This window comes from Eggerthella sinensis (assembly GCF_003339815.1).
Classification (GTDB): Bacteria; Actinomycetota; Coriobacteriia; order Coriobacteriales; family Eggerthellaceae; genus Eggerthella; species Eggerthella sinensis.
This window is the reverse complement of sequence record NZ_PPTT01000004.1, coordinates 158,814-179,657: the sequence shown is the minus strand read 5'-3', so window position 1 is coordinate 179,657 and position 20,844 is coordinate 158,814. Positions and strand designations below refer to the sequence as shown.

The following is a 20,844-nucleotide window of genomic DNA, read 5'->3' as shown; positions in this document are numbered from 1 at the left end:
CTCTCCTCGTCTCTTTAGTCGGTACGGCCGGACGACGTGGCAGCGCCTGCGCCCTCCAGCACCTTGCCGGTGGAGCCGGCGATCACGCCCATGCCCGCGCTCGGGTCTTCGGCGGTCGTCTCGCTCGCGAGGGCCGCCGCAAGCACCTTCGCGCCGAGCGGGGCCGCCACCGACGATCCGCCGCCGCCATGCTCGACCACGCAGGCTACCACATATTTGGGGTCGTCCACCGGAGCATAGCAGGCAAACCATGCGGTGTCGGCCTTGTCAGTGTACTCGGCGGTACCCGTCTTGCACGCCACGGTGGCGGGGTCGATGCCTTGCTCGTTGAGCAGCTTCGACACGTCGGCGTTGTCGGTGGCCACGCCGTTGAGGGCGTCGCGCATGAAGGCGAGGTTCTCCGCGGGCACGTCGAGCTCGCCCGCCGTCTCCACCTTGCGCGTGGCGGCCACGTCGCCGCTTGCGTTGCGCACCTCCTTGAGCAGGTGCGGTTTCAGCAGCTTGCCCGTGGCGATGGCCCCGTAGGCTACCGCCACCTGCATGGGCGTGACCAGGACGTAGCCCTGACCGATGATCATGTTGGTCATGTCGCCGCCCTTCCACGCCGCCTCTTCCGGCGTGTCGCGGAAGCGGTTGTACTTCCATTCGGGCGTGGGGATGACGCCCACCCCTTCGCCTCCAAGGTCGATGCCGGTGTACTGGTCGAAATGGAATTTCGCGAGGTAGTCCTGCAGAGCCGTCTCGCTCACCTTGCCATCCTGAGCCGCCTCGAAGAAGTCGTGGGCAATCCAGTAGAACACGACGTCGCACGACTGCACGATGCCGCCGCGCAGGTCGAGCGTGCCGTGGCCCGAGTGGTTCCAGCACATCTGCTCCTGGCCCGTGCCCCAGCCGTCCCATGAACCGCCGCAGTCCCACGTGCGCTTCAGGTCGGCGAACCCGTTCGCCAGCGCCGCGAGGCCCGTGAACGTCTTGTACGTCGATGCGGCGGGATAGGTGCCCGCGATCGCGCGGTTGAGCAGCGGATACTTAGCCTCATCCGATTTGTACACATCGTATACGTCCTCCGAGATGCCGCCCGTGAACTCGGCGGGATCGAACAGGGGGTAGTTTGCCATGGCCACGACGCCGCCGTCGCGCAGGTCCATGACCACCACCGAGCCCGCCACGCCCTGGCCCGTGCCGATGGTGCCGTCCTCGGGCGCGATGAGCGCGGCCAGCTCGCGGTCGGCCACGTACTGCACGGGGCCCTTGATGGCAAGGTACACGTCGGAGCCCTTCGTGGGCTGCGTCTCGCTCACCACCTTCACCACGTTGCCGTCGGCGTCGGCGATCACCTTGCGCTTGCCGTGCTCGCCTGCCAGGAGGCTGTCGTACTTCAGCTCGATGCCCGACGTGCCCATGTCGTCGCCCGACTGCACGTCGCGCCCTTCGCCGACCGTCGCCAGCCCTTCCTCGGTGACGGAGCCCGTGTAGCCCACCACGTGCGCGGCCAACGCGCCGTAGGGGTAGTCGCGCACGTAGCGCTCCTCGGTTTTGATGTGGGGAAACGCATCTGAATGCTCGGTGATGAAGGCGACGTCGCGCAAGCGCACGTCGCTCGCCACGACGCGCTGGCTCTGAGCGCCGCCCGTCGCGTCCTGGATGCGCTGCTTCACCACGTTGTACGGCACGCCGAGCACCGTGGACAGGCGCTGCACCACATCGCGGTCGTTGGCTGCCTCGGCATCGGCCAGCACGGTGAGCGACACGCGGTTCTTCACGAGCGGCACGCCGTTGACATCGCAGATGTAGCCGCGCGGCGCCGGCGTCGACACGGTGGCGTACTGGTTGTCGTCCGCCTTGCTGCGATACGTATCGGACGAGAGCACCTGCATGATCCACAGCTTCGCCGTGAGCGAGCCGAACACGGCGGCGGCCAGCACGCCCATGGCCACGAAGCGCGATTTGAGGTTGTCGGCCGGATTGGACACGGGGCGCTGCGCGGAGCCGGTGCGCACCTGCGCCGGCCCGCCGACGCGCCCGCCGGCGTTGCCGAGCGACGACGCCACGCCCACCGAGCTGATGGAGCGCACGTCCTTCTTCACGCTGACGTTCGACGACTTCGTGTTGTTGCGCACGGCGAACACGACGACGATGACGATAATCGCCACGATAAGCGTGACGACGGTGGCGATGATGGCGGCGATCATAGCAAGCGCCCCCTATCGCAGCCGAGGCGTGCGCGGTCCGCGGTCTTGAGCGCCGTCGGCAAGCAGACGCGCGATGATCGGATAGAACACGAGACCGACAACGCAGTCGTACAGCGTGCACGGAAGCGCGCGGTACAGAAACGCGTCCACGGGACTCACGGCCATGCCGAGCGCGATGAGCAGCGCGCCGTACAGCATCTCGGTGGCGAACGTCGCCACCACGAGGATGGTCAAGGGCATGAACAGCGTGTCGTTGTCGAGCACCGAGAAAGCGCGCGACGCGATGAACGACACGATGACGAACAGGAGCGCGTAGCCGCCCACCGGGCCGGTGCCCAGCAGGTCGCAGAGCAGGCCCAGCACGAACGGCAGCACGGGACCCGCGTCGAGCGGCCGCACGATAGCCACCACCAGGACGTAGGCCAGCATGAAGTTCGGCTGCGCCGAGAACAGCGCGATATTGGGAGCCACCACGATCTGCAACAGCACGGCAAGCACCGCGCCCACGGCGATGACGATGCTCTCACGCGTCAGGTTCATGCAGCATCGCCTCCTCCGTCGGTGGTGTCGGTATCGTCTTCGCCGTCGGCTCCCACGCCGAACACGACGAGCACTTCTTCAAGGGTTCCGGTCGTGTCGTTCGGCGACACCACCACGCGGCGCGTGGCATCGCCCTGGCTCGCGTCAACCTTCACCACCCGGCCGATGATGAGGCCGCGCGTGTAGCTGCCGCCGAGCCCCGAGGTGACCACCACGTCGCCGGGGTTCACCACGGCATCGGCGTCGAGGTCTTCGAGGTACAGCAGGCCTTCGAGCGAACCGCGCACGATGCCTTCCGCACGGCTCGACTGCACCATCGCGGCCGCGCCGCTGTTCGAGTCGGTGAGCAGGCGGACGCGCGACGTGTGCTCGGACACCTCGAACACCTGGCCGATCACGCCCGAGGTGCCCATGACCGTCAAACCGGTTTGCACCCCGTCGGCCGACCCCTTGTCGATGGTCACCGACTGGTCCCATGCCTGGTCGGGGTTGCCGATGACGCGGGCGCCCACGCCTTCGATATCGTATTCGTCCTTGAGCTTGAGCAGCTGCTGCAGGCGTTGCGCCTCCTGCTTGTACTCGTCGGCCTGCGCCAGCAGCTCGCGCAGCTCGGCGTTGCTCTCGCGCAAGCCCGACAGCGTGCTCTCGTCGGCCGTGAGGTTCTCGAGGCTCTGACCCGCCGAGTTGACGCCCGCGTTCGCGGCCGCGCCGACGAACTTCAACGGCGCGAACGCGCCCGCGACGGAGCTCTGCATCGTGTGGAGCGGGCCGTCTTCGGCCTCGCGCGCATACACGGTGATGAGCGCAACCGACGCGACGAGGAATGCAATGAGCAGAACTCGGCGTAGGAACACCGAGCTTCTCTGTTGGAAATTAAGCGCCATGAATAAGCCGGCTCAGCCTTATTTCGAGCGCATGAGCGTCTGCTTGAGCGCCGTGGGCGTCTCGAGCACCTTGAGGCAGCCCATGACCACGTTCGTCAGCGCCGTCTCGCTCGTCCATACGGGGATTTCCAGTTTATCGGTGAGGTAACGGTCGAGGCCGGCCAAGAGACCGCCGCCGCCCGTCAGCAGGATGCCGTTCTGGATGATGTCGGACGCGAGGTCCGGGTTCGTCTTCTTGAACGTCTCCTTGATGTGCACCACCATTTCCTCGCAAGGCTGCACGAGCGCGGCGCGCACGTCCTCGGACTGGATGGTGACCTCTTTCGGCTGCTCGGTGATCACGTCCTGGCCCGAGATGATCATGTCGCGCTCGCGGCCGTCCTCGAACGGCAGGATGGAACCGATTTTGATCTTGATGATTTCGGCCGTGCGCTCGCCGATCTTGATGCCCAGCAAATCGCGGAGATGCATGGCGATGGCCTCGTCCATGCGGTTGCCGGCAAGGCGCAGCGACGACGAGGTGACGATGCCGCCGAGCGAGATGACGGCCACTTCGGTGGTGCCACCGCCGATGTCGACCACCATGGAACCCGTGGGCTCGGTGACCGGCAGGTCGGCGCCCATGGCCGCGGCCATGGGTTCCTCGATGAGGTACGCTTGACGCGCGCCCGCCTGAACGGCGGCCTCGAACACCGCGCGCTTCTCCACCGAGGTGGCGCCGCACGGAATGCAGATGACGATGCGGGGCTTGGCCTGCCAGGGATACTTGCGCGGAGCGGCCTTCCCGATGAACGCCGAGATCATGGCCTCCGTCACGTCGTAATCGGCGACGACGCCGTCGTGCAGCGGGTGCTCGGCGGAGAACGCCTCCGGCGTGTGGTTGATCATGTTCTTGGCCTCATGGCCCACGGCGAGCACGCGGTGGGTGGCCTTCTCGATAGCGACAACCGAGGGCTCGTTGACAACGATACCCTCGCCCGGGATGGCGACCAATGTATTAGCAGTTCCGAGGTCGATGGCCATGTCCGTGGACATCTGGCCGGTCAAACCCGAAAACATATCGAAAAACGACATACAGGAAACCCCTTGAATCTCGATTCCAGGTGAAACCGAATTTTAGCACAGGCGTTGACCCGTTGAGGAAAATCCACGAGGGGCACACCCGGCCCGGTGGAAGGAGAACCAAGAAGAGCGAACACGGCCTTCTTTGCGCCCCCCCTATTGCGCGCGGGGAGACGCAGGCTGGTCCGCACGCTTCCCGCCGCGCGCAAGGTGGAGGGCCCCTCTCGTTGCGCACGGGGAGACGCGGGCTGGTCCGCACGTCTCCCGCAGCACGCAAGGCGGAGGGCTACGCTACCGAGCTTGACCTAAGGCGTCTTCCACCGCGGCGATCAGGCCCTCGCTTGCGATGGTGGCGCCCGTCACCGTGTCCACTTCCGAGCCGCCCGAGGCAACCATGGCGGCGGGCATATCCGTCCACACCTTCTCGGTGATATCCGGCGTCTCGGTCTGCTTGACCACGTCTACGGCAACCACCTTGCCATCCTCTACCTTCACCTTCGCAACGATCTCGCCATGCAGCCCTTGCCCCGTTCCCAGGTACTCGTCCTGCCCAAGCTCCACGTCCACCGATGCTTCGGACTCGTCCAGATCGTTGCCGAGGGCCGCAGGCGCCGACGACACGACGGCAAGCTCGGTTGCCTGCGGTTCCTCCTTCGGCTCCGCCGCATTCGCTCCCGCCACGCGGCCGGAGTAGACGGTTTCGCAGATGTTGCCGCCGCACACGTACACGCCCGCCCAGAACGACCCGAGCTCGCCGGCACTGTACAGGTTCGGAATAGGCGCTCCGTCGTTGTCGAGCACTTCGCAACGCGTGTTGCGGCGCGGCCCCGCCTGCGTGTTGATGAAGCATGGCCACAAACGCGCAGCGAAGAAGGGCGGCGTCTCAACGGGCTTGAGCGTCGTCGCCGGGCGGTCGAACTTCACGTCCACGCCGGCTGCAGCGGCAGCATTGTACTCCTCCGCCGTGGCGACGAGCTCCGCGGCGTCGACGCCGATCTTGCCGGCGAGCTCCTCGATGGTGTCCGCCTGCTCGAAATCGTCTTCGTGCATGTAAGCCACCACGCCGGACCCGTTGCGCGCCGTTGCGTCCATGATGGCCCACATGGTGCTGGGCAGCTGCTGGTTCATGTACGTGCCGCCCACATTCACGTGACCGTGCTTGTGATAGCCCGACTCCTTCATGAAACGCTTGCCGTTGCCGCCCACGTTGAAGCAGTTCCCCTCCTTCGTGATGCGTTGGGTGAGCGCGGTGGTGGACACGATGAGGCCGCGCTCGGAGTTGTGACGCTTCGGCGAGGGGACGGGGCCCGAAAGCGCGCGCATATGCCACAGGCTGGCTCCCACCTCCTGCGCCATCGGAATGCCGTCGCCGGTGTTGTACAGCGAGCCGTACGGCGTGGCGTTCAGTATCTGGGCATGGTCCTGCATCATCTGCGGGCTGGCCTCGTAGCTTCCGCACGTCAGCACCACGCCGTTCTTCGCGCGCACGTTCACCTCGGAACCCTTCTTCGACACGCGCACGCCGAGGATGACCTTGGAGAACGGGTCCTGGATGAGCTTGACCGCCGGAGACTCGTACCATACGTCGATTCGGTCCTTCATCTCGACGATGTTGCGCCGCAGAAGGTTCCAGTACTTCTTCTTCTCTTCATCCGGCGCATCCACCTGTGTCTGGATCTGGATGCGATCTTTATTTTGCTCGCCGTTGGGCCAGGTGGGATACTCAGTGATGAGAATAGACCCGTCATCGAGCTTCGCGCCCCAATCGCGCAGCTCGGAGGAATCGGGCTTGTCGACGTTTTCCTTGCCGTCCCCCTTCACCTCGAAGGACGAGGCGCCGTGGGACAGCAACCAATCCTTCACGTCCATGGAGCCCTTCGCCATGAAGTCGATGATCTCGTCGGTGGCGCTATCGAACCCTTCGGCGAGCGCGGTGAAGTAGGCCACGCCGTCCTCGTAGGTCTTCGGCACGAGGAAGTACTGCTCGCAGTAGCGCGTGTTGCCGCCCTCGTCGCCGTAGGGAGCCTTCTCCGTCAGCAACACGCGCGCGCCGTTCTCGGCGGCGGTGATGGCGGCCACCGATCCGGCTCCGCCCCATCCAACGACCACCACGTCGTATTCAGCGTCCCAAGCAACCGTCTGCGAGAAGTCGAGCGTTACCGCCGAGCCTGCCGACGAAGCCGACCCGCCCGCGCAGCCGCTCAAGCCCGCCGCGCCGAATGCGCCCGTCGCCGCCAACAGGCCCGCACCGCCCAAGAACTGACGACGCGATACGCCCCGTTCGTTTCGATGTGCAGCCATGTCAATCCCCTTCCCTCGATCGTTTCCGCGGCGCTTCGCCGCCCCTGCAGCATGCGACGGATCGGAGCGCTCCGCATCGGACGAACCGCTTAAATCGGGCCCCATACGGAGAAATAGGACGAAAGACTTATAGCGGATAACCCCCGCTCCAGTAGAATATGAGGCATATCGAGGGGACGGGGTGCGACAGATGGAGATGCCGACAAACGAAGCTCGCAACAACGTGAACGGCTTTTTGGTAATGGGAGCCTCGCTGTTCTGGGCTTCGACAGGCGTGCAACTGCTGCCGAAGGGCGGCGGCCAAGCGGGCGTCGGCTCGCCCGCCTACGACCCCAGCCTCACCACGTACGTGCTGTTCCTTTGCCTGGCGGCCCTCGTCGGCGCCGCCACGTTGGCCCGTTCGCGATTCGCCGCGAAACGCACCCAACGAGCGCTCGTGATTGTCGCGCTCGCCGCCGGAGCGCTTTCCTTCGTGCTGTCCTTTCTCGCCGGATTCGTGCCCCAATCCGTGCAGGTGCCCTACGATCTCGCATGGACCTTCATTCGCGCCGTCGAAACGGCCGGACTCATGCTGTTGTGGGGCCTCGCCTTCGCATCGCTCGACAAACGCACGGCCGGCCAGACGGTGATCCTCACCGTGCTCTGCACGATGTTTCTGTACTGCTGCCTGCTCGGCATGCATGTCCAAATCCCGCAGGCGCGCCTCACCCAGGTCGCCTACCTCGCATCGGCTCTCGTTCTGCTATCGGGACGCGTGACGTTCTCCAACAAGATGCGCGCGCCGGTCGAAGGCCAGCGCCGGAGCATCCGGGGATTTTACGCCTCGCGCGCGGCGTTCGGCTTCTTCTCGGGCCTCATCGGCAGCCTTATGATGCTCGTCGAGGTGCGGCAGTCCGACGCGCTCATCATCGCGAGCATGGCCATCATCATCGGGCTGCTGTTCGCCTGCTTCTTCTCGAAAGACGGTCTGTACACCGCCCTCCCCGTGTTCCCGCTCATCGTGGCCGGCCTGCTGTTCCTTCCGTTTCTCTCTTCGGGGATGGATGCGGCCGGCGGCGTGGCGGCACCCATCATCTGGACGTCCTGGATCGTACTCACCTCGTTTCAGCTGTCCGACTTGAAAGAGCGCTACGGGATGAGCGAGGTAGAGGTCTGCTTTTCCGAGAAGGCCGCCCTCACCATCGCGTGGGCGGTGGGCATGACGATGGGCCGCTTCGCGACGAACATGCCGTCGGGAGCCGTCGACGGTCAGATCGTCATGTACGCATCTGTCGCCGTGGCCTACACCGCCGTGCTGTTCGCCATCTACAGCATCTTCCGCCTCGTGTACACCCGCAAAGAGGCGGAGCTGCGCGACGAGATGGCGCTGTCGGAAGCCGAGCGCATGGAACGCATCTACGACGATATCGTGGAGGAGTTCGGCCTGTCGGCACGGGAGCGGCAGGTGATGGCGATGCTCGCCCAGGGATACACGCGCACGTTCATCAAAGACGAGCTGGTCATCTCGGAGGGCACGGCCCGCGCCCACATCGCGCACGTCTACCAAAAACTCGACGTGCACAAAAAAGACGAGCTGCTCAGCCTTATCAAAAGCAGAACGTGAAAAAAGCGAGGGGGCTCCCGGTTTTGCGCAGGGAAGGCACACTTTTTTCATTGCGCGCGGGAAGTGAGGCACCCTCTCATTGCACGCGGGGAGACGCAGGCTGGTTCGCACGTCACCCGTCGCGCGCAAGGCTTGGAGGGCGCAGGTGGAACGCAGGGAGGGGTCAGGCCCCTCCCGCGCAGAAACCCTAATGCACGCTACACGACAGGCAGGGGTCGTAGGCGCGGACGAGCTTCTCGATTTCCAGGCGCACGACGTCCTCTTCGGCGCCTTCGCCCACGAGCGTTTCGGCCAGAAGGCGCATGTCGGCCTCGAGGTTCGCCACGTTCTGCGCCGTCGGCGTGAGGATGGACGCATGCACCACGCGGCCCTCGGCGTCGAGTTCCAGGTCGTGGAACAGGGCGCCGCGCGGGGCTTCGGTGAAGCCCACCGCACGGCCCGCCTTCACCTCGAAGGGCACGGGCTCGCTCGAACGCTCGATGGCGCCGGGCTCGGCCAGCATACGGCAGATGTTGGCGCAACGATCGAGCGCGTCCACCAGTTCCACCGCCTGCGCCACGTTGTTCATGAACGGGTTGGCCTCGGGCGGACGCAGCCCCGCCTTCGCCGCAGCCACCTTGGCGTTCTGCCCGAGGTTCTGCCACGAGGCGTTGATGCGGGCGAGCGCGCCGGTGAAGTACGGGTCCTGCGTCTCGCGCACGCGGGCCAGCAACGCAGCCGAGTGCGGCACGGCGTACTCCTCGATGTGCTCGTGCACGTCGTTCGCGTCGAACTCGATGCCCGCGTTCAGGAAGAAGCCCGCGTCGGAGCACTCCACCGGGTAGTAGTCGTCCTCCACCATGGCCAGCATGTCGCCCGCCGTGGCGATGGCGGGCACCTCGAAGCCGCGGAACAGATCCACCGCTTCGAGCGCGAAGTCCATGGCCGCGTCCATCTTCGCCGCCAACTCGAGGTACTCGTCGGCCGTGATCTCATGCGTGAAGCCGCCCACCACCGCGGTGATGGGATGCACGCTGCGGCCGCCCACCTTCGTGCACAGCTCGTTGCCGAGCGCCTTGAGGCCGAGCGCCTGCTCGAACAGAGCCGGATCGGTCTCGGCCAGCGGGAACACGCTCGACATGCCCACGAAGTCGGGCGCGGCGAACACGAACAGGTGCGTCGCGTGGTTCTGCAGGTAGGAGCCGTACACGAGCAGCTCGCGCAGGGCGCGCGTGCGCGGGGTGACCTCGACGCCGAACACGCGCTCGATGGCCTTGAGGTCGGTCACCACGTGGCTCGACGAGCAGATGCCGCAGATGCGGGAGGCGATGTAGGGAATCTCCTCGTAGCGGCGGCCGCGCACCATGCTCTCGAACAGGCGGGCCGGCTCGACGACGTTCATCTCGACGGTTTTCACCGCCCCGTCCTCGATGACCACGTGCACGTTGCCGTGGCCCTCGATGCGGGCGATATGGTCCACGTGTATTGCGGTTTTCGTCATGGGATGCGTCCTCACTCGCTGCCCGCAAGGGCGGGGTTCGTCTGGTTGAACATCTCAAGCGCCTGGTCGAAGTCCTCGACCGACACGCCGTAGCGCGCCACGGCCTCGCGCGCCGACGCCAGGTTCGCGTCGCGCGACAGCCCGCGGCAGCCGTTGCAGGGCCGTCCCAGGTTCACGCACTTCGCGCCGCAGCCGGCCGTGGTCACGAGGCCCAGGCACAGCTGGCCTTTGCCGAAGAAGCAGCTCGACTCGTTGCGCTTGCAGTCGCCGCACATCGTGCGCGAGGTGTAGGCCTTGTTCGAGCCGTACAGCGCGCGCTGCAGCACGTCGATGAAGTCGAGCGAGTCGATGGGACATGCGCGCACTTCGTAGTCCACGTCGATGACGGCGCTCACCGCGCGCGGGGCCACCATATCGCCGCAGGCCGAAGGCACGCGATCGTACACCTGGCCGGGCCGCTCGAGGAACCCGTCGGCGGCCATGCCGGGAATGCCGGCCGTCGTGGCGCACGCGCCCACGGCGATGACGGCGCTCGCGCGCTCGCGCAGGCGGCGCACGGCGGCCTCGGCTTCCTCGGTGGTCACGGCGCCCTCGATGATGGCGACGTCGAAGTCCTCGGGCATGGGATCGCTCGAGGCGAGCTGCCAGTAACGCAGGTCGATCTGGCCCAGCACGTCAAGCAGGTGCGCTTCGGCGTTCGTCACCTGGAGCTGGCAGCCGAAGCAGCTGGCCAGACCCACCACCACCACGCGCGGCGTGGTCGGCTCTTCCTGGCAGGCTATGCAGTTTCCGCTCATATCGCGCTTCTCCATCCTACATCGACCCCTGGATGTTCTTGGCTTCCCAGTAGTTGAACACGGGCCCGTCGATGCACACGTACTGGTGCCCGATCTGGCAGTGGCCGCACTTGCCCATGCCGCACTTCATATGACGCTCGAAGCTCACGTAGATATGGTCGTAGCTGATGCCCTTCTTGCGCATCTCGTCGATGGCGAAGCGGTACATGATGGGAGGCCCGCACAGCGCGCCGAACGTGTTGGACGCATCGATTTCCAGATGCTCGAAGGGCTTCGTGACCAGGCCCACTTCCCCATCCCACGTGTCGTCGGGATGGTCGACCGTCAGATAGAGGTCGAAGTCCTTGCGGTGGCGCCACATCTCGAACTGGTCGCGGAACATCACTTCGGAAGGCGTCTTCGAACCGTAGATGATGGTGACCTTGCCGAACTCCGAGCGCTCGTCGTGGATGTTGTTGATGAGCGAGCGCAGCGGCGCGATGCCGAGGCCGCCCGCCACGAGCAGGATGTCGTGGCCCTTCATGTCCTCGAAGGGGAAGCCGCGGCCGAAGGGGCCGCGCATGCCCACGATGTCGCCGCACTGCATCTTGTGCAGCACCTCGGTGAAGTGGCCCGTGCGGCGCACGGTGAGCTCGATGAAGCCGCGCTTGGACGGCGAGCTGGAAATGGAGATGGGCGCCTCGCCCACCCCGAAGATGGACAGCTCGACGAACTGGCCCGGCTCGTGCGAGAACGCATCGCGGATGCGCTCGTCGATGAGACGGAACTCGAACAGCTTCTCCGTCTCGGTGAGGTCGATGATTGACGTGATGCGCGCCGGCCACGGCCGGTACGGGTTGGCCGCCATCATCTCGGCGCCCGTGAGGGGCGCGGCTTCGTCGAAGAACGGCTTGACCTGGACGGTGGACACCGCGCAGCTACTGGGCATCGTCGGCCCCCTTCCGCTCGAAGAACTCGAGCACCTCGATGGGGTTGATGTTGGCCTTGCACGCCTTCACGCAGCGCCCGCAGCCCACGCACAGCATGCGGTCGTGGTTGGCGAGGAAGCCGTTGAGCTTGTGGTACATGCGGTGACGCACGCGGTTGCGCCCGTCGTCGCGGAAGTTGTGGCCGCCGGCCACCTGCGCGAACTGCGGCGCCGTGCAGGCGTCCCACACGCGCTCGCGCCGCCCGGTCTCGCCGGAGGGGTCGAGCGTGTCCTGGATGTCGAAGCAGAAGCAGGTGGGACACACCGCCGAGCAGGCCGTGCACGACAGGCAACGCCCGCCGAGCTCTTCCCAGAAGGGGTCCTTATGGAACGCGTCCATGAGCATAGCCACGTCCTGGATGTCGGGAATCGCGTCGTTGAACGCGTCCTGGCGCCGGCGCGTCGCGTGGCGGAACTCGATGCGGTCCTCGTCGGTGGCCACCTGCGGGTTGCAGGCGGCTTCGAGGATGTTCGCCGCATCGACGCTCGAGATGCTGACCAGGTACTTGTCGCCGATGTCCTGCAAGAACAGGTCGTAGCCGAAACGCGCCTCGTCGGCTCCCCACAGGTGGCAGAAGCACGTCTCGGACGGCGTGCAGCTTATCCCCACGATGAGCGTGGCGTTGCGCCGCGCCACGTAGTACGGGTCGGGATAGCGGCCGTCCTTGAACACGAGGTCGAGGCGGTTGATGGCGTTGATGTCGCAGGCGTGCGCCCCGAAGATGACGCGCGGCGTGATCTCGGAGGCGAAATCGGTCACGCTGTTCGTGCGCGCGTCGAAGGACATGAGCGTCTCCTCGGGCGGCAGGAAGTACTTCTTGGGCGATGCCAACGTGGTCGGATAGGCCAGCTCGATGTCGTCGGGCGACTCGATGGCCTCGAACACGTAGCTTTGGTCGCGCTTGACCGGAGCCACCACTTCGTAGGATTCCATGAACGCCGACACGAGCGTTGGCAACTCGGATGCATCGATGACACGATAGAGCATGCTTTCGTCCGTTCTCGTCTAGGTGAACGTATGCAAGTTCGACGGCCCGATCCCACCCCGAGGACCGCCTCGGCGCACAAACGCAAAAGGCCTCTCCGCAGCACCGCAGCGGAGAGGCCTTCCCATTGCCGTAGGCTTACGCGAAGAAGATGCCGATCTCGCGCTCCGCGGACTCCGGAGAATCAGAGCCGTGTATAACATTCTCATCCATGATGAGGCCGAAATCGCCGCGAATCGTGCCGGGGGCAGCTTCTGCCGGATTAGTGGCACCCATGAGCGAACGGCACTTCGCCACCGCGCCGTCGCCGGACACGACCATCTTCACAACCGGGCCGCTCGTGATGTAGGAGATCAGGCCGTCGTAGAACGGCTTGCCCTCGTGCTCGGCGTAGTTGGCCTTGGCCTGCTCGTCGGTCACCATGCCCAGCTCCATGCGCTCGATGGTGAGGCCCGCGCGCTCGAAGCGGTTGACGATCTCGCCGATATGGCCGTTGCGCACGCCATCGGGCTTGATCATCGTGTAAGTCTTCTGCTCTGCCATGTTGTAGTGCCCTTTCTCTCATTCTCTCATTCGAGTACGAACGCTTTTCAGGTGGTGCGCATAACGCGGCCCCGCTCCCCCGCGCACGGCGGCGCGGGCGGCAGGGCCGCAGGAATTAATTCTGGCTCGGGAAGTACAGCTCGACGTTCGACACCTTCCACCCGATCAGGTTGCGGACGAGCGACACCTTGTACTGCACGTCGCCGCCCTCGGCCGTCTTGGCCGTCACGTACACGGTGGAATCGCTCATGGACTTGTCCATACCGTCCACCACCGGGCTGCTCACGGGCTCGAGGAGCTCCTTCATCGAGGCCGCGTTCTCCTCGGTCACCTCGCCGGCGAACGTCGCCTGCGGGTCGGAGAACAGCTGCTCGACCACCTGGTCCTGGGACGGGTAGCCCCAGCCCTGCGTGTAGAGGAACACGGCGGCGCCGAACGCCACCAGAACGAGCAGGATGACGGTGACGAGGATCTTGAGGCCCACGTTGCGGCGCTTGCGATCCTGCTTGGCGAGGCCCTTCGACCACTGCTCGAGCTCTTCGTCGCTCGCGTTGAAGAAGTGATCCTCGGCGCCCGGGGCGCCGTAGGGGTTCTGCTGCGCCTGCGTGTACGGATCGGCGTAGTAGTACGGGTCCTGGCCGCTCGCGTAGGGGTTCTCGTCCACGTACACGGCCGTGCCGTCGGCGGCCACGTCGAGGCCCGACATGTCGGCCACCGAGGCAACCGGGGCCATGACCTGGGTGACTTCGGCCGTGCCTTGGGACACCGCGGCGATGGCGCGCTGGTAGTCGACGCTGGCCGAGTCGCTGAGGAAGTACGTCTTGTCGGCGATGGACTCGTCGAAGGCGTTCACGGCCTTCTGCATCTGGCCCGAAGCCACGTAGGCCTGCCCGAGGTTCGCGTACAGCTTGTTGCGCGTGTCGGGACGCATGTCGAACTGCAGGGCGCTCTCGTAGGACGCCACGGCGTCGGCCGGACGGTCGAGCGCCATGAAGCACACGCCGAGGTTCAGCAGCGCCTTGGTGGGATCGGGGTTGGCCTCGTCGAGCGCGGCCTCGCGAAACGCCACGCCGGCTTCGGCCGACTTGCCCAGCTTGAGCAGGGCGTTGCCCATGCCCGAGTAGGCCTTGTACGACGCGTCGTACTTGGCGTCCGACACCGCGATCTCGAAGTGCTTGACGGCATCCTCGTAATCGTGGAGCGAGGCGTAGGCCATGCCGAGGTTGTAGTTCACCGCGCCGCACGCGTCATAGGCCGCATCGGCCGTGGCCTGCGTGTAGGCGTGGATGGCCTCGTTCGGGTTCTTCAGTTTGACCAGGCAGTTGCCTATCTGGTGGTAGAGCAGCCCCATCTCGCCGGGAGCAAGCGAGCTGCCCGCATCCTGCAAGCACTGCGTGTACGCCGCGAGGGCGCCTTGGAAGTCCTTGCGCGCGTACGCCGCGCGGGCTTGCTGGAATACTTCGTTGTTCATCTGCTTCCTTCGTATCTTCGCGGAATCGCCTCGGGCATGCCGGACGTTATTCGGCGGCGTTCTCGATTTCGATGCTCTCGATCACATCGCCCACGCGCAGCTGGCTGATGACGTCCATGCCGTCGACGGTCTGGCCGAACACCGTGTAGCCCGAGTCCAGCATGGGCTGAGCGCCCAGGCACAGGTAGAACTGCGAGCCGGCGGAGTTGGGGTCCTGCGAGCGGGCCATGGCCAGCGAGCCGTCGAGGTGCTTGTTGTTGGGGTTCGTGGAGAACTCTTCTTTGATGGAGTAGCCCGGGCCGCCCGTGCCGAGGCCCGCGAACGGGTTGCCGGCCTTCTTCACGACATCCTCGGAGGAGAGGTCGCGCGTGTTCGGGCAGCCGCCCTGGATCACGAAGCCGGGGACGTGGCGGTGGAACTTGAGGTCGTTGTAGAAGCCCTTGCGCGCCAGCTCGACGAAGTTGCCCACGTGGATGGGGGCGTCTTTGCCCGCCAGCTGCACGCGGATAACGCCCTTCGACGTGGTGATGACGGCGATCTCGTCGCCGGTCGGCTGGTATTCCGGGGTGTACTGCGCCATAGGTCGGCTCCTTTTCGTTTGCTTATCGTACATGCGCCCACAAGAAATGAGGCGAGGGAATCGCATACAGGAGTGAAGTTTAGCAGGTCAATCCCCCGCATCAGGAAAAATCGTAGAACATCCACGGCAAGGTCAAGCAGCTGTAGCCCAACGCGCTCCGCGCTGATACAATCTTCGTAGGGATCGACCTTTTCACAAGGATCTCATGACGAGAAAGGCGGATCGTTTGGCACGTTCGCAGAATCTCAGCACGAGAATCCTGTCGCACGCGTCCGTGCCGTCCCTCGCGGTCGGCCCTCGCCAATGTCCTGAGCGGAATCCCTCTTCTCATACCCGGTTTGTGCATGGCGAAAGGCAAGCTCGTCGCAGCGTGGGTCTCCCTCGTTCCCGTGGCCCCGCTCTGCGTGGCGCCCGCATACGTCTACTTCAACGGATTCGCCGGCGTCTCGCCCACGAATTACCCGGTGACCGTCGTGTCAGCGTGCATACTGCTCGCAAATCTTTTGATCTTGGCGGTTTGCAGCGTTCTGGCGCGCCAGGAGCAGCGCCGAGGCTAAGAACGGCGAAAGAGAAAAACTGGTGCCCTTGACAGGATTCGAACCTGCGGCTTTCTGCTCCGGAGGCAGACGCTCTATCCCCTGAGCTACAAGGGCACGGTGCAGGAGATTATACGCTATCATGGACGAAACGGAAAAACAAAAACAGGATTTGGGCGTATTCAATGGAAGAAACCATAACGATAGAGCGCATGGGCTACACCGCGGAAGCCGTGGGCCATTTGGAAAGCGGCAAGACCGTGTTCGTGGAGGGCGGCGCGCCCGGTGACGTGGCAACCGTGGAGATCGTGGAGGACAAGCCGACGTTCGCGCGAGGGCGCATCGTGCGGCTCGACGAAGCGTCGGCGCTGCGCGCGAAGCCGCAGTGCGGCGCGGGCGACGCCTGCGGCGGCTGCCCTTGGCAGCATCTGGCCTACGAGGCGCAGCTCGACGCGAAGCGCGGCAACGTGGTGGCGGCGCTCGAGCGCACGGCGAAGTTCGACGCCGCGCGCGCCGAGGAGCTCGTGCGCCCCTGCCTGCCGAGCAAGCGGCAGTGGGGCTACCGCAACAAGCTCGAGCTGGGCGCGGCCTTCGACGAGCACGGCACGTTCCAGCTGGGATTCCACCGCGAGGGCACGCACGACATCGCCTCGCCGGGCGTCTGCGCCCTCGCCCACGACGCCATCGCGAAGGCCCCGAAGGCGCTGCGCGGCGCGCTCAGGTTCGCGCAGGGTTCGTCGGACCTCGGCATCTTCCGCGTGGGCGTGCGCCACAGCCTGCGCACGGGCGACCTCGAGGTGGCGCTGTGGACGACCCCGGGGGCGTTTCCGCGCGGGCACATGGCAAAGACCATCAAGAGCGCCGTCAAGGCGACGAGCATCGTGCGCGTCATGGCCGACCCCGGCAAGGCGCGCAAGATCAAGGGCGTCGAGACGCTCGACGGCAAGGGATGCTGGGAAGAGCAGCTGGGCAGCGCGCGCTACCTGGCCAGCGCCCCGTCGTTTTTCCAGGTGAACACCGCGCAGGCCGAGAAGCTCGTCGCGTGCGTCATCGAGGGTTTGGGCGGCCGCATGGGCGAAGACGGGCCCGAGGGCCTCGACGACCTCCTCGCGGCCGACCTCTACGCCGGCGGCGGCACGTTCTCGGTGCCGCTCGCGCAGGCCGGCGCCGAGGTGCTGGCCGTGGAAGCCGCCGGCTCGTCGGTGCGCGACCTGCGGCGCAACGCCGACATGAACGCCGTGGACGTCGAGGTGATCGGCGGCGACGCGGCGCGCGAGCTGCCGGAGCTCGGCGACCTCGACGCGCTCGTGGTGGACCCGCCGCGCGCGGGCCTCGCCGACGGCGTGGTGGAGAGCATCGCCGCGGCCGCCCCTGCGCGCGTGGCCTACGTCAGCTGCAACCCGGCCACGTGGGCGCGCGACGTCGCGCGCTTCGAGAACGAGGGGTACCGGCTGATCAGCGTCCAGCCGGTCGACCTGTTCCCGCAAACCTACCACGTGGAGGTGGCCAGCGTCTTCGAGCGCCTCTAGCGGCGCACCGCGCGCCGCGCACCTCCCCCTTCCGCACCCGCCCCGCGAACCTGAAAGGACCGACCATGATCCTGTCGGACATCACCATAGAGAAGCTGCTCGCCGAGGGCAGCCTCGCCATCGAGCCGCTCGAGCCCGCGCAGATCCAGCCCGCAAGCGTGGACATCCGCCTGGGCGACACGTTCAGCATCGTGGAGGACACGCCGAGCGGCATCGTGGGACTCGAGGACGAGATCGCCTACAAGACCATTCGCACCGACCGCTACATCCTGCTGCCGGGCCAGTTCGTGCTGGCCACCACCATGGAGTACGTCCGCCTCGGCAACGATCTGACCGCCTTCGTGGAAGGCCGCAGCTCGCTCGGGCGCATGGGGCTGTTCGTGCAGAACGCCGGCTGGGTGGACCCGGGCTTCGAGGGGGAGATCACGCTCGAGCTGTTCAACGCGAACCGCTGCGCGCTCGAGCTGCGCACGGGGCGCCGTGTGGGACAGCTCGTGTTCGCCCAGCTCGACGAGGCGGCGAAGAACCCGTATGCGGGCAAGTACCAGGGGCAGCGCGGCGCGACGGGATCGCGCGTGTTCCTCGACCGGGAAGCCGGCTGCTAGCGTCTATTCGATGTCGGAGAGGATCTCGCCGGGCTCGTCGCCCGCGTCGAGGAACTTCTTGCGCGTGACGAAGTTCCACACCATGACGAGGAACGTGGCGCCGATCTTCACGATGAGGTAGTGTACGCCGATGAGCTCGACGCCGGCCCACATGCACAGGTTGTTGATGCCGAGGCCGATGACCGACAGCACGACGAAGATGACGAACTCGCGGCGGCGGCTCATGCCCTCCTTGTGGGTGAACACGTAGCGCATGGACGCGATGTAGTTGAAGATGACCGACGCCGTGAACGAGATGGTGGCGCTCACGAGGTAGTTGATGCCGAACGCTTCGGTGAGCAGCGCCAACAGGCCGTAGTCGATGAAGAATGCGATGACGCCCACCACGCCGAACTTCATGATCTGAGCAATGAGCTTCTTCACCCCGTGCGTCCTTTCGCCCTAGGCGCCTCCGTTTCGCGGGCGCTTTCTCAAAAACCCGTCTATTGTGGCATAAACGAGCCGGATATCAAGGGGTTTGCTCAGATGGCCATCCATTCCGCTCATGCGGCTGCGCTCCTCGTCCTCGACGAACGCGTTCGCGGTCATGGCCACGATGGGCACCGAGCGCGCGTCGTCGCGGTCGAGCGAGCGGATGAGGCGCGTGGCTTCGTACCCGTCCATCTCGGGCATCTGGATATCCATGAGCACGAGGTCGATGGACCCGGGCGGAGCCTGCTTGAACACCTCCACCGCCTCCACGCCCGTCGAGGCCGTCAGCACCTCGGCGCCCGTCATGGCGAGCACTTCGGTGGCGATCTCGCGGTTGAGCTCGTTGTCCTCGGCGACGATGATGCGCCTGCCCGAGAAATCGTACGACTCGTTCTTCGCGGAATGAGGCTGCCGTCGCACGTGGAACGTGCCGCCGTGCACCACGGCATCGTCGTCGCTCGCGCGGACGAAGGGGATGTCCACCGTGAAGGTGGAGCCCTTCCCCACCTCGCTCTCGAGGTCGATGCTGCCGCCCATCATCTCTGAGAACCGCTTCGTGATGGCGAGGCCGAGCCCCGTGCCGCCCCGCATGCGCGACGCGTCGTCGCCCTGTTCGAACGACGAGAAGATGGTATCAAAGAGCTCCGGCTTGATGCCGCAGCCGGTGTCGGACACCGAGAAGCGCATCCACTGCATGTCGACCGTGCGCTGCCCGACGGCGCCGGACGGCGCGGGCAGCTCCTCGATGCGCAGGGTGACGCTGCCGCCCGCCGGCGTGAATTTGAACGCGTTGCCCACGAGGTTGTACAGGATTTGGTTGAGCCGCAGCCCGTCGCCCGTGAGCAGCGCGGGCAGCGTGCCCACCTCGATCGTCTCGTAGCGGATGCCCTTCTCGGCCGCCTGCGTGCCGAACACCGCGCTGAGCGCGCCCACGAAGGCCCTGAAATCGAACGTCTCGCTCTTGATGTCGATCTTGCCGCTTTCGATCTTGCTCATGTCGAGGATGTCGTTGATGAGCGCCATGAGATGCTCGGACGTCACGGCGATCTTCTCGAGGCAGCCGCGCGTCTTCGTCTCGTCGTCGGCGTTCTCGAGCGCGATGGCCGTCATGCCCATGATGCCGTTCATCGGCGTGCGGATCTCGTGCGACATGCGCGAGAGGAACTCGCTTTTCGCCATGCTGGCGCGCCGTGCTTCCTCGGAGGCGCGCTCGGCCCGGTTCTTCTCGTCGGACAAGAGCCGGGTGTTGCGCTTGACCAGGCGATAGTATATCAAGAAGAAAATGGCGACGACCGCGACGATGGCCGCGCCCATGAGGATGGCGTTCTGCAGCAGCACCGCGCTGAGCGCCGCAATATCCCGGTCCACCACGCCGTAGGGCATGGCGGTGCACAGGTACCACTCAGGATTGCTCATCGGACGCAGGTAGAGGTACTCGTGATGTCCCTGGTAGGTGAAGGGCACGAGGGTCGACTCGCCGTTGCGCACCGCCTCGCGCAGCTGCTCGACCGAGTAACCGTCGTCGAAGGCGGCGTTCTGCTCGAGCGATTCGAACATGTTGGCGCCGTTCTCCAGGCCCTCGCTGTAGCACCCGGCCACGCAGGTGCCGTCGCGATCGATGACGCTCGAACGCGAGCTGCCATGGAACAGGTCGAGGTTGAGGCGCTCGGACAGGATGTCCACGCCGTATCCGGCAACGACGGCCGTGAAGGTTATATCTCCGCAGGTCACCGGTTCGAAGGTGTCGACAAGCGCGATGGTTCCGTTGTACAGCATCACGTCATGGCCGCTCGCGTCGCGATACGACAGCGACGATTCGCCGCGCGCGACGATCTCGTCGTCGGTTTGCACCGAGACGCCCTGCGCCGAATAGTAGCGCCCGTCGCTTCCGCGCAGCGCGAGGTAGGCGTACTCGTCGTCATCGACTTCCATGCAGGCGAGGAAGTCCTCCACGTCCTCGAGGCTTGACGGCCGGTAGAGCGCAAGCGAGGTGCCCACGGTTTCGATCTGGCAGAACTTGCTGTCGATACCGGTATTGAAATGGGCGATCACCTGGTCGCTCAGCTCCTGGAGGTACACTTCGCTCATCGTCTCGACGGCGGTGTGGGTTGCCGTGCGGGACGCTATGACGGTGTAGGCGAGCGCAAGTGCGAGCACGAGGATGAGCGCGGCTGCAACGAGCGCAAGGCGCCGCCGCTCTCTCGAGCGAGTAAGCAATTCCATCGGGAGGCTGCCCCCTCTTCCTATCGTAGCGGGCCACCAGCTATTCTAGCATGCGGGTTCTGCCGCTTTATGAC

The 20,844-nt window shown here is 65.5% G+C and carries 17 protein-coding genes and 1 tRNA gene; 3 read left to right on the top strand and 15 right to left on the bottom strand.

Features of this window, described 5'->3' with window-relative positions; translation table 11 throughout:
• Positions 1-14 precede the first annotated feature (14 nt).
• The 5 genes from mrdA to C1876_RS03595 form a co-directional block, all read right to left on the bottom strand.
• Complete coding sequence (gene mrdA / locus C1876_RS03615) at positions 15-2,192, bottom strand: penicillin-binding protein 2 (protein WP_114545359.1); 2,178 nt, start codon at positions 2,190-2,192, stop codon at positions 15-17.
• 12 nt (positions 2,193-2,204) lie between these two features.
• Positions 2,205-2,732 carry a rod shape-determining protein MreD gene (mreD, locus tag C1876_RS03610; protein ID WP_114545358.1) on the bottom strand — a complete coding sequence of 176 codons (528 nt, stop codon included), beginning with the start codon at positions 2,730-2,732 and terminating at the stop codon, positions 2,205-2,207.
• On the bottom strand, positions 2,729-3,616 hold the full coding sequence (gene mreC, locus C1876_RS03605; RefSeq protein ID WP_114545357.1) for a rod shape-determining protein MreC: 888 nt from the start codon (positions 3,614-3,616) through the stop codon (positions 2,729-2,731). The genes mreD and mreC overlap by 4 nt, the downstream gene beginning before the upstream one ends.
• Before the next feature lie 18 nt (positions 3,617-3,634).
• Entirely contained in the window at positions 3,635-4,690 is a 1,056-nt protein-coding gene (mreB, locus tag C1876_RS03600) for a rod shape-determining protein (protein WP_114545356.1), read from the bottom strand.
• A gap of 279 nt (positions 4,691-4,969) precedes the next feature.
• The gene (locus C1876_RS03595) at positions 4,970-6,979 is read right to left on the bottom strand and encodes an FAD-binding protein (protein WP_158544599.1); all 2,010 of its coding nucleotides are present in this window, start codon (positions 6,977-6,979) and stop codon (positions 4,970-4,972) included.
• A gap of 190 nt (positions 6,980-7,169) precedes the next feature.
• Between C1876_RS03595 and C1876_RS03590 the strand changes: the two genes are divergently transcribed.
• The gene (locus tag C1876_RS03590; protein ID WP_114545354.1) at positions 7,170-8,582 is read left to right on the top strand and encodes a response regulator transcription factor; all 1,413 of its coding nucleotides are present in this window, start codon (positions 7,170-7,172) and stop codon (positions 8,580-8,582) included.
• Between the two features lie 187 nt (positions 8,583-8,769).
• On the opposite strand, the gene C1876_RS03585 is transcribed toward C1876_RS03590, so the two are convergent.
• From C1876_RS03585 to C1876_RS03545, 8 genes are all read right to left on the bottom strand, one after another.
• Positions 8,770-10,062, bottom strand: coding sequence for a Ni/Fe hydrogenase subunit alpha (locus C1876_RS03585; protein ID WP_114545353.1), 1,293 nt, complete (start codon positions 10,060-10,062; stop codon positions 8,770-8,772).
• A gap of 11 nt (positions 10,063-10,073) precedes the next feature.
• The gene (locus tag C1876_RS03580) at positions 10,074-10,859 is read right to left on the bottom strand and encodes an NADH-quinone oxidoreductase subunit B family protein (protein ID WP_211309496.1); all 786 of its coding nucleotides are present in this window, start codon (positions 10,857-10,859) and stop codon (positions 10,074-10,076) included.
• Positions 10,860-10,875: 16 nt separating this feature from the next.
• Positions 10,876-11,787: an FAD/NAD(P)-binding protein gene (locus tag C1876_RS03575; protein WP_114545351.1), complete on the bottom strand. Its 912-nt coding sequence runs from the start codon at positions 11,785-11,787 to the stop codon at positions 10,876-10,878.
• A complete protein-coding gene (locus C1876_RS03570; RefSeq protein ID WP_114545350.1) occupies positions 11,777-12,814 on the bottom strand; it encodes a 4Fe-4S dicluster domain-containing protein in 1,038 nt (345 codons plus the stop codon). Before C1876_RS03570 ends, C1876_RS03575 begins: the two co-directional genes overlap by 11 nt.
• Positions 12,815-12,950: 136 nt before the next feature.
• Positions 12,951-13,355 (bottom strand): nucleoside-diphosphate kinase, encoded by a 405-nt coding sequence (gene ndk, locus C1876_RS03565; RefSeq protein WP_114545349.1) that lies wholly within the window; start codon positions 13,353-13,355, stop codon positions 12,951-12,953.
• A 115-nt stretch (positions 13,356-13,470) separates the two neighbouring features.
• Positions 13,471-14,826: a tetratricopeptide repeat protein gene (locus tag C1876_RS03560; protein ID WP_114545348.1), complete on the bottom strand. Its 1,356-nt coding sequence runs from the start codon at positions 14,824-14,826 to the stop codon at positions 13,471-13,473.
• Positions 14,827-14,872: 46 nt separating this feature from the next.
• Positions 14,873-15,406 (bottom strand): peptidylprolyl isomerase, encoded by a 534-nt coding sequence (locus C1876_RS03555; RefSeq protein WP_114545347.1) that lies wholly within the window; start codon positions 15,404-15,406, stop codon positions 14,873-14,875.
• 577 nt (positions 15,407-15,983) lie between these two features.
• Positions 15,984-16,059: transfer RNA gene (locus C1876_RS03545), tRNA-Arg, on the bottom strand.
• 68 nt (positions 16,060-16,127) lie between these two features.
• Between C1876_RS03545 and rlmD the strand changes: the two genes are divergently transcribed.
• Together rlmD and dcd are read left to right on the top strand one after the other, a co-directional pair.
• Positions 16,128-17,471 (top strand): 23S rRNA (uracil(1939)-C(5))-methyltransferase RlmD, encoded by a 1,344-nt coding sequence (gene rlmD / locus C1876_RS03540; protein WP_114545345.1) that lies wholly within the window; start codon positions 16,128-16,130, stop codon positions 17,469-17,471.
• A 65-nt stretch (positions 17,472-17,536) separates the two neighbouring features.
• Entirely contained in the window at positions 17,537-18,076 is a 540-nt protein-coding gene (gene dcd, locus C1876_RS03535) for a dCTP deaminase (RefSeq protein ID WP_114545344.1), read from the top strand.
• Between the two features lie 3 nt (positions 18,077-18,079).
• On the opposite strand, the gene C1876_RS03530 is transcribed toward dcd, so the two are convergent.
• Together C1876_RS03530 and C1876_RS03525 are read right to left on the bottom strand one after the other, a co-directional pair.
• The gene (locus C1876_RS03530) at positions 18,080-18,499 is read right to left on the bottom strand and encodes a GtrA family protein (RefSeq protein WP_114545343.1); all 420 of its coding nucleotides are present in this window, start codon (positions 18,497-18,499) and stop codon (positions 18,080-18,082) included.
• A gap of 18 nt (positions 18,500-18,517) precedes the next feature.
• A complete protein-coding gene (locus tag C1876_RS03525) occupies positions 18,518-20,770 on the bottom strand; it encodes an ATP-binding protein (protein ID WP_114545342.1) in 2,253 nt (750 codons plus the stop codon).
• Between the last annotated feature and the right edge of the window lie 74 nt (positions 20,771-20,844).